This is a genomic window from Actinoplanes siamensis (genome assembly GCF_016862395.1).
Taxonomy (GTDB): domain Bacteria; phylum Actinomycetota; class Actinomycetes; order Mycobacteriales; family Micromonosporaceae; genus Actinoplanes; species Actinoplanes siamensis.
In genome coordinates, this window is record NZ_BOMW01000105.1 from 1 (window position 1) to 13501 (window position 13501).

Annotated in this window: 13 protein-coding genes; 7 read left to right on the plus strand and 6 right to left on the minus strand. The window is 73.2% G+C overall.

The features are described from left to right. Nucleotides 1–129: 129 nt before the first annotated feature. Nucleotides 130–936, minus strand: a complete 807-nt coding sequence (locus Asi03nite_RS36700; RefSeq protein WP_203685124.1) for an Fpg/Nei family DNA glycosylase — start codon at nucleotides 934–936, stop codon at nucleotides 130–132. A 175-nt stretch (nucleotides 937–1111) separates the two neighbouring features. On the opposite strand from Asi03nite_RS36700, the gene Asi03nite_RS36705 reads away from it, so the two are divergent. The 4 genes from Asi03nite_RS36705 (at nucleotide 1112) to rocD (ending at nucleotide 4806) form a co-directional block, all read left to right on the plus strand. Continuing rightward, nucleotides 1112–1717 carry an ATP-dependent Clp protease proteolytic subunit gene (locus tag Asi03nite_RS36705; RefSeq protein ID WP_203685125.1) on the plus strand — a complete coding sequence of 202 codons (606 nt, stop codon included), beginning with the start codon at nucleotides 1112–1114 and terminating at the stop codon, nucleotides 1715–1717. A gap of 115 nt (nucleotides 1718–1832) precedes the next feature. Continuing rightward, nucleotides 1833–2444 (plus strand): hypothetical protein, encoded by a 612-nt coding sequence (locus Asi03nite_RS36710; RefSeq protein ID WP_203685126.1) that lies wholly within the window; start codon nucleotides 1833–1835, stop codon nucleotides 2442–2444. A gap of 294 nt (nucleotides 2445–2738) precedes the next feature. Further along, nucleotides 2739–3530 (plus strand): dimethylargininase, encoded by a 792-nt coding sequence (gene ddaH, locus Asi03nite_RS36715; protein WP_203685127.1) that lies wholly within the window; start codon nucleotides 2739–2741, stop codon nucleotides 3528–3530. A gap of 61 nt (nucleotides 3531–3591) precedes the next feature. Further along, complete coding sequence (gene rocD / locus Asi03nite_RS36720; RefSeq protein WP_203685128.1) at nucleotides 3592–4806, plus strand: ornithine--oxo-acid transaminase; 1215 nt, start codon at nucleotides 3592–3594, stop codon at nucleotides 4804–4806. 289 nt (nucleotides 4807–5095) lie between these two features. Here the strand turns inward: rocD and Asi03nite_RS36725 are convergent, their stop codons facing one another. Further along, nucleotides 5096–6241, minus strand: a complete 1146-nt coding sequence (locus Asi03nite_RS36725) for an FHA domain-containing protein (RefSeq protein ID WP_203685129.1) — start codon at nucleotides 6239–6241, stop codon at nucleotides 5096–5098. A 171-nt stretch (nucleotides 6242–6412) separates the two neighbouring features. Here Asi03nite_RS36725 and Asi03nite_RS36730 point away from each other — a divergent pair, with 171 nt between their 5' ends. Beyond that, nucleotides 6413–7216 (plus strand): hypothetical protein, encoded by an 804-nt coding sequence (locus tag Asi03nite_RS36730; protein WP_203685130.1) that lies wholly within the window; start codon nucleotides 6413–6415, stop codon nucleotides 7214–7216. Between the two features lie 9 nt (nucleotides 7217–7225). On the opposite strand, the gene Asi03nite_RS36735 is transcribed toward Asi03nite_RS36730, so the two are convergent. Next, a complete protein-coding gene (locus Asi03nite_RS36735; RefSeq protein WP_203685131.1) occupies nucleotides 7226–8269 on the minus strand; it encodes a 1-acyl-sn-glycerol-3-phosphate acyltransferase in 1044 nt (347 codons plus the stop codon). A gap of 1 nt (nucleotide 8270) precedes the next feature. After that, the gene (locus tag Asi03nite_RS36740) at nucleotides 8271–9125 is read right to left on the minus strand and encodes a patatin-like phospholipase family protein (RefSeq protein WP_203685132.1); all 855 of its coding nucleotides are present in this window, start codon (nucleotides 9123–9125) and stop codon (nucleotides 8271–8273) included. Between the two features lie 59 nt (nucleotides 9126–9184). On the opposite strand from Asi03nite_RS36740, the gene Asi03nite_RS36745 reads away from it, so the two are divergent. Then, nucleotides 9185–9562, plus strand: coding sequence for a MerR family transcriptional regulator (locus tag Asi03nite_RS36745; RefSeq protein WP_203685133.1), 378 nt, complete (start codon nucleotides 9185–9187; stop codon nucleotides 9560–9562). Then, a complete protein-coding gene (locus tag Asi03nite_RS36750) occupies nucleotides 9544–9891 on the plus strand; it encodes a thioredoxin family protein (RefSeq protein WP_203685134.1) in 348 nt (115 codons plus the stop codon). Before Asi03nite_RS36745 ends, Asi03nite_RS36750 begins: the two co-directional genes overlap by 19 nt. Before the next feature lie 94 nt (nucleotides 9892–9985). Here Asi03nite_RS36750 and Asi03nite_RS36755 read toward each other — a convergent pair whose 3' ends face one another. Next, a complete protein-coding gene (locus Asi03nite_RS36755; RefSeq protein ID WP_203685135.1) occupies nucleotides 9986–10201 on the minus strand; it encodes a hypothetical protein in 216 nt (71 codons plus the stop codon). Then, nucleotides 10201–13344: a cyclic nucleotide-binding protein gene (locus tag Asi03nite_RS36760; protein ID WP_203685136.1), complete on the minus strand. Its 3144-nt coding sequence runs from the start codon at nucleotides 13342–13344 to the stop codon at nucleotides 10201–10203. Before Asi03nite_RS36760 ends, Asi03nite_RS36755 begins: the two co-directional genes overlap by 1 nt. Between the last annotated feature and the right edge of the window lie 157 nt (nucleotides 13345–13501).

Consider the following 13501-nt stretch of genomic DNA (forward strand, 5'->3'; position numbering starts at 1 on the left):
AGGGGCGCGATGCCCGCGAGCCGGAGGCGACGCCGGTCAGCAGAGCGTGGTCGTTTTCGGTGGCCTCGTCATCGGCTCCGAGGGGCGCGATGCCCGCGAGCCGGAGGCGACGCCGGTCAGCGCGGCCGGTCAGCGCTGACAGGTGGGGCACCAGTACAGGTTGCGGCCGGCCAGCGGCCCGCGGGCCACGGCGGTGCCGCAGACCAGGCAGGGCTGGGCGGCGCGACGGTAGACGTACACCTCGCCGCCGTGCCGGTCGACGCGCGGCGCCCGCCGCATCGCCTCCGGGGTGTGCCGGGTGTGCACGGTGTCGATCCGGCCGCGGGCCACGCCCTCTTTCATCAGGGCGCGCAGGTCGTCCCAGAGCGCGGTCCAGCGTTCCCGATCGATCGCGGTGCCCGGGGTGGTCGGCGCGAGCCCGGCACGGAACAGCACCTCGTTGGCGTAGATCAGGCCGCAGCCGGCCACGATGGACTGGTCCAGCAGCAGCGCGAACAGGGGCTTGGTCGAAGATCTGACTCTTTGGTACGACCGGGCGGGATCCGCGTCGTCGCGCAGCGGGTCGGCGCCGAGCCGCGCGCGCAGGGACTCCACGGCCGGCGGCTCGAGCACCTCGCACGCGGTCGGGCCGCGCAGATCGAGCCAGTGGGTGGGGCCGGCCATCCGCATCCGGATCTGGCCGACCGGGTCGGGCAGCGGCGGCTCGCCCTCGGTGAACTTGCCGTAGAGCCCGAGGTGCACGTGCAGCGTGCGGTCGCCCTCGTAGTGGTGCAGCAGGTGCTTGCCGTACGCCTCGGTGTCGCGCAGCACCCGCCCGTCGAGCAGGGCCGCCCCGCTGGTGAACCGGCCCTGCGGGCTGGAGACCGCGACCGGGTGACCGGCGAACAGCTCGCGGTGGCGGGTGGCAAGGCGGTGAATGGTATGTCCCTCCGGCACGCGCCAAAAGTATCCGCAGAAACACGCTTGTACGGATCGCGCGTGATCAGTGCCACCCGGGGCGAGGGCGCATTCTGCCGTGAGCGGATTCGCCCTGAGGGGAATCGCTGGGCCTCGACACGCCTCGTGGGAGAAGGTGTGAGACGTAGAAGAGCGGATGCGAAAGGGTTGACCCATGAGTGTTGACACGACCATGCGCGGTGGCGGCGCGTCCTTCGACGACCAGGTCTTCGAGCGTCTGCTCCGGGAGCGGATCATCTTCCTCGGCAGCGAGGTCAACGACGAGGTGACCAACCGCATCTGCGCCCAGATGCTGCTGCTGGCCTCGGAGGACCCGGACCGCGACATCGCGCTGTACATCAACTCCCCCGGCGGCTCGATCAGCGCCGGGATGGCGGTGTACGACACCATGCAGTACATCAAGAACGACGTGGCGACCATCGCGATGGGCATGGCCGCCTCGATGGGCCAGTTCCTGCTCTGCGCCGGCACCCCCGGCAAGCGGTACGCGCTGCCCCACGCCCGGGTGATGATGCACCAGCTCTCCGGCGGCATCGGCGGCACCGCGGCGGACATCGCCATCCAGGCCGAGAGCATGCTGCACATCAAGCAGGTGATGAACGAGCGGATCGCGTTCCACTCGGGGCACACCCCGGAGGAGATCGAGCGCGACTCCGACCGGGACCGCTGGTTCACCGCCCAGCAGGCCAAGGATTACGGCCTGGTGGACCACGTGATCAGCCGGGCCTCCGACGTGAACGCGGTCTCGTCACTCGTCTGACCTGCGGTTTTCCTCCGAGGGGTGCACGTTCTGTGCACCCCTCGTGTCGTTTCCCAGCGGCCCGGGTATAGAGCCTTGTCATACCGATCCCCGAGTTCCGCCAGGAGGTGTTGACGTGAGGATGCCTACCTTCTCGCGTACGGCGACGACCGATACCGACGAGACCGCCCGGGTTCCGGTGCGGCCCCGCCGGACCGAGGACGCCACCACGCAGACCATGACCACGCCGCGGACCAGCACGGTCACCCCGCCGACCGAGGCGCAGCGCAAGCCCGTCGCGATCGGCCGCCCGGCCGGCGCCGACCGGCCCGTCACCGCCGGGCGGTCCGTCACGGCCGACCGGCCGGCAGACTCCGAGGGCCCGGCCGCCAAGCCGGTCACCGAGCCCGCCCCCACCGTCCGCCGCCCGCGCGCCAGCGGTATGGCCACCCTCGGCCTGATCGCCAGCGTGGCCGGCATCGCGCTGGTGCTCTCCGGTCCGCTCGCCGGGTGGGGCATCGGCGTCGCCGCCCTCGGCCTGATCCTCTCGCTGGCCGGCCTGAGCGCCACCCGCAAGCGGCACGTGGCCGGCAAGGGCGACGCCCTGATCGGCATCGCCGTCGCCATCGGCGCGATCGTGCTCGGCGTGCTGGCCCTCAACGGGCAGCTGAGCTGGCTCGGCACCGACATGCACCCGGCGTCGGACCTGCGGGAGTGGCTCGACACACAGTTTGCGAACCGTTTCTGACGGGTACCTCACATACACCGGCGGCGATGCGCTGCCGGGCACACCCCTCGGAACCGGGACGACCCGCTGGTCGGCCCGCCCCGAAAATCCTCCGGCGGTTCGCCGGACCGGGCTCCGGCGGTTCGCCGGACGACCCCACGGGCGCCGGGATTTGCGTGCGAACGCCTCTCCCGGCGCCCGTGTGGTGTGCACGCAACGAATCACTGCGCCGAGTGGCGATCACGCAACGATCCGCCGCCGTACGCAAGGTTGAACCAGGGTGTGTGAAGGTCAACCACCCCTAGCGTTTCCTGCATGACCCGCCGTTATCTGATGTGCCGGCCCACCCACTTCGCCGTCACCTACCGGATCAACCCGTGGATGGATCCCTCGGCGCCGTACGACAACGCGCTCGCCGTACGCCAGTGGGAGACCCTGCGGAAGACGTTCCTCGACCTGGGCCACACCGTCGAGCTGATCGACCCGCTGCCCGGCCTGCCGGACATGGTCTTCGCCGCGAACGGCGGCACGATCATCGACGGGCGCGCGCTCGGGGTGCAGTTCCGGGACGCCGAGCGGGCCGACGAGGCCCCGGCGTACGCCGCCTGGTTCCGGGAGAGCGGCTTCGAGGTCGCGATGCCCAAGCACACCAACGAGGGCGAGGGCGACATCCTGCTCGCCGGGGACCTGCTGCTGGCCGGGACCGGATTCCGCACCTCGCACGCGTCGCACGCCGAGACCCAGGAGTTCCTGCGCCGGCCGGTGGTCACGCTGCAGCTCGTCGACCCGGCGTACTACCACCTGGACACGGCGCTCTGCGTGCTGGACGAGACGAACATCGCGTACCTGCCGTCGGCCTTCTCGCCGGGTTCGCAATCCGTGCTCCGGCAGCTGTTCCCGAATGCGATCATCGCAACGCCCGAGGACGCCGCCGTCCTCGGCCTCAACGCGGTCAGCGACGGCCGCAACGTGGTGCTGCCGGTGCAGGCCACCCACCTGGCCGAGGAGCTGCGCAGGGGCGGCTACCACCCGATCGGGGTCGATGTGTCCGAGCTGCGCAAGGCCGGCGGCGGCCCGAAGTGCTGCACGCTGGAGGTACGGCCATGACCGACCCGGTGGACGACGCCGCAGGCGAGAGCCAGGAGAGCAGGGCAAAGGAGCACCGCCGATGACCACTGTCGAATTTCGTACGCCGGAAGCCCTCGCCGACGCGGAGCGCTGGACGGCGCACAACTACCACCCGCTGCCGGTCGTCGTGGCGGAGGCCGAGGGCGCCTGGGTCACCGACGTGGACGGGCGCCGCTACCTGGACATGCTGGCCGGGTACTCGGCGCTGAACTTCGGGCACCGGCACCCCGCGCTGATCGCGGCCGCGCACGCCCAGCTGGACCGGCTCACGCTGACCAGCCGGGCGTTCGTGCACGACCAGTTCGGCGCGTTCTGCCGGGCGCTGGCCGAACTGTGCGGCAAGGATCTGGTGCTGCCGATGAACACCGGCGCCGAGGCCGTGGAGACCGCGGTGAAGGTCGGCCGCAAGTGGGGTTACCAGGTCAAGGGCGTGCCGGACGGGCAGGCCGAGATCATCGTGGCGGACGGGAACTTCCACGGCCGGACCACCACGATCGTCAGCTTTTCCACGGATCCGGAGGCGCGGGCCGACTTCGGGCCGTACACTCCCGGCTTCGTGGTCGTGCCCTACGGCGACGCCGTGGCGCTGGAGGCGGCGATCACGCCCAACACGGTGGCGGTGCTGCTGGAGCCGATCCAGGGCGAGGGCGGCGTGGTGATCCCGCCGGCCGGGTACTTCGCCCGGGTCCGGGAGGCCTGCACGGCCGCCGGCGTGCTGCTGGTCGCCGACGAGATCCAGTCCGGCCTGGGCCGGACCGGGAAGACCTTCGCCATCGAGTACGAGGGTGTGGTCCCGGACATGTACGTGCTCGGCAAGGCGCTCGGCGGCGGGATCGTGCCGGTCTCCGCGGTCGCCGCCAACCGGGACGTGCTCGGGGTGCTCAAGCCCGGCGAGCACGGTTCCACCTTCGGCGGGAACGCGCTGGCCTGTGCGGTCGGGAGCGCGGTGGTCGGCCTGCTGCGGACCGGGGAGTTCCAGGAGCGGTCGGCGCGGCTCGGGGCGCGGCTGGAGGCCGGGCTCTCGGCGCTGATCGGCAAGGGGCTGGTGGCGGTGCGCTGCCGCGGGCTGTGGGCCGGGGTGGACATCGACCCGGCGCTGATGACCGGGCGGGACGCCTGCGAACGGCTCGCGGCGCGGGGCGTGCTGGCCAAGGACACCCACGGGTCGACGATCCGGCTCGCTCCGCCTCTGGTGGTGAGCGAGGCCGACCTCGACCATGCGGTGGCCCAGCTCGCCGCCGTCCTGGCCGCCTGACCGCCACCACCGCAGCCGCCGGCCCGGACCACCGGGTCGCGCGGCTGCGCGTCCGCCGGCTCGGACCGCCGGACGGCACTCCCCGCGCGGCCATCAGTTCCGGCTGCCCTACCGCACCCCGTGCGGCCGCCGGCTCGGGCCGCCTCGCCGCACCCCGTGCGGCCGTCCGCCGGGACCGCGCTGGCCGCACGCCGGGCAGGCCGGCTGGTCGCCCGGGTGTCTCAGCGGGCCGGAGACACCGCTGAGGGCCGGCCGGAACCCGGCGGCGCCAGTGGGCGGATCTTGATGGTCAGCGGCCGAGAGGGCGGATGGCCATCGTCGGGGCCTCGGCCATGACCGACTGGGGCTGGACGACGCCGCCGTTGGACCAGAGCTTGGCGCGGCCCACGTGGACGCCGGCGTAGAGCTCCACTATGTCGTCCGGCGCGAGGACCCGGGACTCGTCGCGGTGCAGCGTGATCCGCGCGTCGTCGTCCGGCGAGCCGCCCGGGCGGACGCCGGTGCCGTTGGTGCTGATGTCCTTCGCGGTGATCTCGCCGGCGCGCAGGGCGAAGCGGACGTGACCGCGGCTGATCCACTTGCGGGCGTCGGCGGTGAGCCACTGGCCCAGCATGATGCCGCCGCCCTCCGGCGCGCGGCCGACCACCACCGGCTGGTCCTCGGAGACGGTGAACCGCTGGCGGACCACGCCGTCGATGCGGACCGAGAGCACCTCGGTGTGCGGCCGGGGGCCGGCGTCCCTGAGCCGCTCACCGTGCCGCGGACAGGTCGGCACGCCGTTGCGCAGGGCTGGCGGCGGCTGGGCGACCGGGCTGGTGAACGTGCGCATGTCGGCGAACGGGCTGTCCGAGTCGCCGCCGGTGCCGAACGTGGTGCAGTTGAAGTCGGGGCACTTCCAGATGCGCGCGAGCAACCGCTCGCCCAGCGGCGACCGCGGCGTCGGCGGGACCACCTCGCCCCGGCCCACCCGGGCCACCAGCGCCGGTCCCCCCTGCTGCGACACCAGCGCGAGCAGGCGACCGGGCTCGGCGACCCACGGCCGGCTGGCGCGGAACCGGTCCTCCCGGTCCCGGGTGAGCACCGGCACGCCGAGCATCTCGGCCACCTCCAGCACCCGGTCCCCCATCTGCGGCACCACCTCGACCTTGCCGTCGTCGGCCCAGCGGCGCACCACCATGCGCTCGTTGGAGGTGAGGTCGGTGTCGGAGAGCAGACCGCGCGGGGCGATCACGTAGACCGGGACGTTCTCCTCGGCGGCGTAGCGCCCGAGGGCGTCGACCAGCAGGCCCAGCCGGACCAGGCTGGCCGGGCGGCCGCCGTCGAGGTCGGCGTAACGCACCACCTCCGACAGATCCACCACGGCCCGGGCCAGAGCCGGGTCGGTGGTGAGGTGGGCCTCGATCGCGTCGAGGACCTTGCTGACCTCGAATCTCACGCGTCCTCCCCCTGTCCTGCAAGCACGGATTACCTCCGGTTCATCATGCCCCGGACATGATCTGGGCGGCGAACCGGGCGGCCGCCGCGCCACGCTTCGCCCGCGGTGTCCGTTTGCCGATTCCCACGATCGGGAACCTCCTCATCGATGTTTCCCGACGAAAGGACAGCGATGCGGACCACTCGGCTCACCGGGATCGGCCTCGCGGTGGCCTCGGCCGCGTTCGCGGTGGCCGGCTGCAGCACCGCGGACGGCACGCCCGCGACGTCGGCCTCCGGCTCGGCGGACGTTTCGGCGGCGCCCTCCAGCAGCGCGGACCCGGCGGCGGTCAGGGCGCTGTCGGACGCCGCCGCCAAGCTCGGCAACACCAGCTTCAAGATGACCATGACGAACGGCGCCGGTTTCGACCTGACCGCCGACGTCGACCCGGTCAAGGGCAACGGCAACGCGGACCTGACGGCCAAGGGGACCAACACCTCGCTGACCGTCAAGACGCTGCTGCTCGGCCAGGACCTGTACGCGCGGATCCCCGGCGTCACCACCGGCGACACCTGGACCCACCTGGACATCGCCCGGCTGCCGGAGGGCGCCGACATCGGCCTCAAGCCCGGCCAGATCGACCCGGCGAACACCGCCGAACTGCTCGGCGCTACCACTGACGTGCGGCAGGCAGGCGAGGGTTCGTACGGCGGGACGCTGGACCTGACCAAGGCCGCCGGGGTGGCCGGGATCAGCAAGGTGACAGTCGACGGCTACGGCGCGGACGCCCAGCGGGTGCCGTTCGAGGCCACTCTGGACCAGCAGGACCGGCTGGACACGCTGACCCTGCGACTGCCCGCGGTGGACAACCGGGAGACGCAGCCGCTGGTCGTCAAGTACAGCGACTACGGCCAGACGGTGACCGCCCAGCAGCCGCCGAGCGGTCAGATCTCCGAGGCCCCGGACAGCGTCTACCAGGCGCTCGGTGGCAAGTAGGGCTTCTCGTCAGCCGGCGCCGCGGTCCATCCACAGCGGCCGCGGCGCCGGCTTGTTCTCCTCGATCCACGTGTCGATCCGGGCCCACCAGGCGTAGAGCCAGTCGATCCGCTCCTGCTCACCGGCCGGCACCTCCTCCGGCGGCACGCTCCAGAACCTCATCACCAGGCGCTTGTCCATCGGCAGCTCACGCCACACGTCGCCGACCGTGACCATCCGGTCCAGGCCGGTGTGTGCCACGAAGATCACTCCGGCGTCCGGGGCCGCGTCGAGCGCGGACAGCAGGCCACCCGGTTTCGGGGGCAGCAGGTTGCGCAGGTTCTCCGCCTTGACAGCCATCTCGTCCAGGCCGCTGGCCCGCAGCCGGGCGATCGCCTTGACCTTGCGGCGCGGGGTGAAGTTGCCGCCCTCCGGGAAGATCACGAAGGCGTCGTTGTCGTCCAGCCCGGTGGCCAACTCGCCGATCTGCTCCTCGAGCGTCGCGGTGGCCGTCCGGCCCGGGGTGATGAAGCGGTTGGGCAGCCGGTTGAGCAGCACGTCCACCGCGGGATCCCACTGCAGCGCGGCCTTCAGCACGATCCGCGGCTCCCGGGCGAACCAGTTGACCAGCGCGTGGATCAGCGTGAACGAGTCGCCCGGGCCGGCGTGCCGGCTGACCACGATCTCCGGGCGGCCAGGCTGCGCGGTGTCCGGGTCGGTGCCGACCACGTCGATCGCCAGGTGCAGCGACCAGCGGGCGAACCAGAACAGGGCGCGCAGGAACCAGCCGGTCACCACGTAGTGCGCGCGCTGGAAGGACGGGCCGCGGATCGACCTGCCGAACCCGGACGCCACCCAGAGCGCGGCGAGCACGATCAGCGCGGCGGCGTCCCAGACCAGGTAGACGATCAGCAGGAAGACCAGCCGGGGCACCCGCAGCCGGCCGGGCACCAGCGGGGACACCGCGAGCGCGAGCAGCAGCCAGATCGGCAGCGTGGTGAGCAGCGTGACGGCGAGCAGCACGACGGCGGGGGCGATCACCAGGCGGCGGACCCAGACCGGGGGCAGGCTCATCTCAACGGCCGCCCGGTTCCGGGAGCGGGTGGACATTCGCCGTCAGATAGCGGCGGGAGGCGGTGTAGGCCCGGCTGATCCGGCGGCCGACCCGGGCCATGTCCCGATAGGCCCAGGGCGAGTCGTCGCCGGTCTCGCCGCCTCCACTGGGCAGGACGTGCACCCGGACGCCGTCCGGCAGGGTGGCCAGATCCCGGGCGAAGCGATGCCGGCGCGCGATCTCGAACGCCACCTGCGCCACCTCCCACGGACGCCGGGGCACGCTGAGCTGTCGCTCCACCCGCCCCACCTGGAGCACGAAGATCAGTCGCGCACCGAGCCGGACCGCCTCGCTGATCGGGATCGAGTTCACGATGCCGCCGTCCACATAGTGCTCGCCGCCGATCTCCATCGGCGGCAGCAGGCCCGGCACCGCGGACGAGGCGAGCACCGCGTCGACCAGCGGCCCGCTGTCGAACCAGTGTTCGGCGGCCCGCTCGATGCTGGCCGCGCAGCAGTGGAACGGCACCTTCAGATCGGCGAACGTGGCCGTCTCGCCCAGTTCCCCCTCCAGCAGCCGGCGCAGCGGGAGCGGCGAGTGCAGGTGGGTGCGGGCCGCGAACCGGCGCAGCTGACGGCCGATCGAGTCGCCGTAGACCGCTGCCGCCTCGGGCGACGCCCAGAGCCGGACCAGCCGGTCGGTGACCGCCTCGCCGGGCTCGGCCGCGACCAGGGCGCCGTTGACCGCGCCGATCGACGTGCCGACCACCACGTCGGGACGGAAGCCGGCCCGGAACAGCGCGCGCAGCATGCCCACCTCGACCGCGCCGAGCACACCGCCACCGCCGAGCACGAACGCCACCGGACCGTCGACCATGGGCCCCATCGTTGCACGGGCTTGCCTTGACGCCGGTGTCAAGCCGTACCGTCGGCGGCATGCTGATCGGGGAGCTCGCGGAACTGGCCGGGACGAGCCCGCGCACGCTGCGCTACTACGAGGAGCACGGGCTGGTGCGGGCCCGCCGGGACGCCAACGGCTACCGGCAGTACGACGACGGCGAGCTGCGCGTGGTGCACGAGATCCGCACCCGGCTGGCATCCGGCTTCGCGCTGGACGACATCCGCCCGTTCGTGGCCTGCCTGCGGGCCGGCAACAGCGCCGGCCACGTCTGCCCGGACGCGGTCGCGGTGTTGCGCCGCAGGATCGCCGAAGTGGACGACTATCTCGGCCGACTCACCGAGGTCCGGGAACGGCTGCACGACCAGTTGAGCCAAGCTCTGGAACAGGAGTCCCCATGCCGGATGAGACCTTGATCACGATCACCGACGCCACCTTCGACGAGCTGGTGCTGCGGTCCCCGGTGCCGGTGGTGGTCGACTTCTGGGCACAGTGGTGCCCGCCCTGCGGGCCGATGTCCCGGGTGCTCGCCGAGCTGGCGCCGGAGTTCCGCGGCCGGCTCACGATCGGCACGCTGGACGCCGACGAGAACCCGCTGACCACCCGCGACCACCGGGTGCTGGCCATGCCCACCCTGCTGTTCTTCGCGGGCGGGGTGGTGACCTCGTCGATCGTCGGGGCGCGGCCCAGGTCCGTGCTGCGGGCCGCGCTGGAGAACGCGGTCACGCCCTACGTGAACTCCTAGCCGGACCCGCGCCGTCCCGCCGTCTGCTGCCGAGGCCATGCCGGCCTGCTCGGACAGCGCGAAGACGCGGCCCCGTCCGTCGTCGACCTGCTCTCTAGTCGAGCTCCGGCATGGCCACCGGCTGCGGCCGCGGATGGCAGGTGCCGCACTGCACGGCGTCGTCCACGACCAGCGCCTCGGCCCGGTCCCGGACCGCCGACCGGCTGATCTCCAGCAGGTACGGCCCGAAGCGGGCGTGTTCGGCGCACACGCCACGGCCGCAGAACCGGCACGTGGCGCGGGCGCTCTCGGCGCAGAACCAGCACAACATCAGCCGGCGGTCGCCGTCTCGCCCGGTGTGCTCTCCGGGGCGCTCGTCGGGTTGGTCGTCGGGGGCGTCGTGGTCGGCGCCGCAGTGGTGGGCGTCGTGGTCGGTTTGGTGGTGCTCGGCCGAGGCTTGGTGGGCTTCACCGGCGGCTTGACGGTGGTGGCCCCGCCGGTCGGCACGGTCGTCGGGCTCGGCGTCGGCGAGCTGCTGGCCCGCTCCGACGGGTCGGCGGTGACGGCCGGGCCGGAGCTGGCCGGGACCGGGCTCGGGTTCGCCGGCCCGGAGGGCAGCGGGTCCGTCGTGTCCGACGGGAACGGCTCCTCGGACGGGTCGTCGCCCTCGGTGGTCGCCGGCTGGCTCACCTTCTTCCCGTCGCCGCAGGTCAGCATGCTGGTGACGGGCGGGGCCGGGACACCGCCGGCGGTGACGGTGCCGTTCGCCACGGTGATCGCCGCGAGGTCGACCGCGTACCACGCCCGGCCCTCGTTCGTCACGTCACCGGCGACCCGGACGACGGTCAGGGCGAGCGGCCGGTACGCCCCGCTCGTGCCGGCCGTGTCGGCGAGCAGCCGGCCGCTCTGCAGGGTGACCCTGCCGGACGGGCTGGACTCACGGCCGCTCCGCACCCCTGCCGCGTTCAGCGTGACGCGGGCGCCCGGGCAGATCATCAGCGCGCCGCCGCCCGGGAACGTCAGCCAGGCGCGGCTCTTGTCCGGCGCCTCGACCTGCGTGCCGGATCTCAGATAGCGCCGGTCACCGGCGGTCAGCGACTCCTGGACACCGCCGTGCCGCACGGCCGCGGCGCCGCTCTCGACCGTGAGCAGCGCCTTCCCGGCGGGCATCTCGGCCCAGGCCGGGCCGGCGCCGAGGTCCAGCGCGAGACCGCCCAGCGCCACCACCAGCAGCAGGCTGACGAAGACCCACATCCGCCGCTCGAAGTGCCGGTCCACGTCGAAGCCGCCGGCGCCGTCCGGCGGGCCGGGCGGGACCGCCAGCGGCGGGTGCACCGCGCCCGGTCGCACCGAGAGCGGGCGGCCCGGCCGGAGACTGGGCATCGGCGCGCCGGGGCGGGCGACGGCGCCGATCAGCGGCGGCAGGTCCGAGGCGTCCGGGATGATCCAGAGCCGGACCGGGGTACGGGTCTGCGCCACCATCCCCGGGGTGCCGTCGCCGACCGGGCCGACCAGCGTGCCGCGGCGCAACTCGACACCGTCCGGCATGGCGATCACGCCGGACTCGACCACCACCGCGTGGGTCGGGCCGTGCAGGATCACCGGGGCGCCCGGCTCCAGATCGACCGGGTGCGCCGCGGCGATCAGCGCGAGCTGCTGGTCCTCCTCCAGGGCGGCCAGCGCCGGAGTGTCGGCGAACAGCGCCTCGGCCTCGGCCAGCTCCCCCGGCGGCGGGCCGGGCAGCGGGCCGACCACCGCGGTGACCGTGGAGGCCGGCACGGCGAGCAGCGTGGTCCCGCCGGCGGCGTGCCAGTCCAGCGGGGTGGTGCGGCCGGTCAGCGCGGCGGCCAGGCCGACCACGCTGCCCGGACCGGCATGGTGCCGGATGGTGCCGCCCGGGTCGCCGGGGCGGCGGCCGTGCAGGGCGCCCTCGACCACCACGTAGACCGTGGCCTGGGGCTCACCGGCCCGGGCCAGCTGGCGGCCGACCCGCGGGTGCTCCCAGCGGGCCCGGGCGGCCATCGACTGCAGCGACGGCTCTGGCAGGCCGCCCAGGTCCGAGGCGTGGAACGCGGCCAGCCGGTGCGGCATGTCGGACTCCTGGTCGCGCTCCTGAGCGCGCCGGCGCCACCGGCGCCAGCCGCTGCCCAACCGGCCGAGCAGGAAGTACAGCGGCGGGGCGACGAGGCCGAGCAGCATCACGACGAGCAGCAGGTGGGCGGCGAAACCCTCGTACCAGAGGCCGAGCACCAGACCGGACACCCGGTCGGTCCACAGGCGATAGCCCAGGGCCGCGGCGATGGCCAGCCAGAAGAGAGCGAGCAGGCCGTACAACGCGATCAGCCGGCCCTCACGGTCCAGCGCCGACCAGCGCCGGCCGCGGCGGCGCAGCCGGCCGCCCAGCCAGGCCAGGCCGCGGGCCCGCAGGTCGGGGATCTCCAGCCAGTCCATCAGCAGGTACTGCCCGTCCAGCGGCAGCAGCGGGCTCAGGTTGAAGAACGTGTGCAGGTAGAACAGGAAGGCCAGCTGGAACGCGAGCCCGCCGGCGCCGGGCACGGCCAGGCCGATCACCTGGACCAGGCCGGCCAGGCCGAGCCCGGTCGCCGGGCCGGCAGCGGTCACCGCGATCCGGGCGCGCCGGCCGGCCATCCACACGTCGCTGGTGTCGACGAAGACCGTCGGCAGGCCGAAGCGGAGCATCAGGCCGGCGGAGGGAACCTCCCGGCCGACCCGCTTCGCGGCGAGCGCGTGCCCGAACTCGTGCAGGCCCAGGGCGACCACGTTGAGTAACAGCAATGTGATGGCGCCGAGTAGGTAGGAGTCACCCGTAAGGAAGAGGGCATGACCGCCACGCTGCCAGGACAGCGCGAACAGCACCACGCCGGCGAGCGCCAGCAGGGTACCGAGCCAGACCGCGGGACGGGTGAAGAGCAGCCGGCCGACGCTGTTGTAGAAGCCGGTGAGTGCGCCGTCGACAGGCACGGCTAGCGTCCGGCGGCCCCGCGCCACGGCCAGCAGCCCCGGCAGCGGCTCCCGGTGCATCGTGCGCAGCGGGCGGAACGCGTCGACCGGCAGCTCCTCCAGCATCCGGTTGCCGGCCAGGTCGGCGACCACCCGGCGGACCTGGTCGGGGGCGAGCCGGCCGGCGATCCGGGCGAACTCGGCGACCAGGCGGGCCACCGTGCAGGTGCCGTCCATCATCAGGGCCAGCTGGTACTCCTCCGGGCTGAGCCGGAGGTAGCAGCCGCGGCCGGTCTCGTCGGCGGGCGAGCGGAGCATGACGTACCGCCCGCCGCGGACCGTGACGCGGTGCCGCACCTCGATGCCGCCGCGCAGTTCGGGACGGGCCCGCGCCGGGTTCAGCCGGTCGGCGACGGCATGCCAGAGACCGGAGTCGGCAGGCCGCGCCTGACCACCCTGGGCCCGGCCGGCCAATGCTTCCCAGACGCTGGTCCGGGTCTCGACGTACGTCAACTCGCAGGGCCTCTCACTCCGCCGCCGATGGCGGTAGGAGATTAGAAGGTCCCCTCACCAAACGCGAGCCCCGGCCCGGAAATCCTGCTCATACGTCGTGAAGGTCCCAAATAACGGCATACGGCGGGTGACGTGCCCACCCCTGGCCACGTCACCC

Excerpts from the sequence above, each read along its gene's own strand:
- Asi03nite_RS36705 (WP_203685125.1), top strand. The coding sequence starts at position 1,112 with ATGAGTGTTGACACGACCATGCGCGGTGGCGGCGCGTCCTTCGACGAC.
- ddaH (WP_203685127.1), top strand. The coding sequence starts at position 2,739 with ATGACCCGCCGTTATCTGATGTGCCGGCCCACCCACTTCGCCGTCACC.
- rocD (WP_203685128.1), top strand. The coding sequence starts at position 3,592 with ATGACCACTGTCGAATTTCGTACGCCGGAAGCCCTCGCCGACGCGGAG.
- Asi03nite_RS36730 (WP_203685130.1), top strand. The coding sequence starts at position 6,413 with ATGCGGACCACTCGGCTCACCGGGATCGGCCTCGCGGTGGCCTCGGCC.
- Asi03nite_RS36735 (WP_203685131.1), bottom strand. The coding sequence starts at position 8,269 with ATGAGCCTGCCCCCGGTCTGGGTCCGCCGCCTGGTGATCGCCCCCGCC.
- Asi03nite_RS36740 (WP_203685132.1), bottom strand. The coding sequence starts at position 9,125 with ATGGTCGACGGTCCGGTGGCGTTCGTGCTCGGCGGTGGCGGTGTGCTC.
- Asi03nite_RS36745 (WP_203685133.1), top strand. The coding sequence starts at position 9,185 with ATGCTGATCGGGGAGCTCGCGGAACTGGCCGGGACGAGCCCGCGCACG.
- Asi03nite_RS36750 (WP_203685134.1), top strand. The coding sequence starts at position 9,544 with ATGCCGGATGAGACCTTGATCACGATCACCGACGCCACCTTCGACGAG.
- Asi03nite_RS36755 (WP_203685135.1), bottom strand. The coding sequence starts at position 10,201 with ATGTTGTGCTGGTTCTGCGCCGAGAGCGCCCGCGCCACGTGCCGGTTC.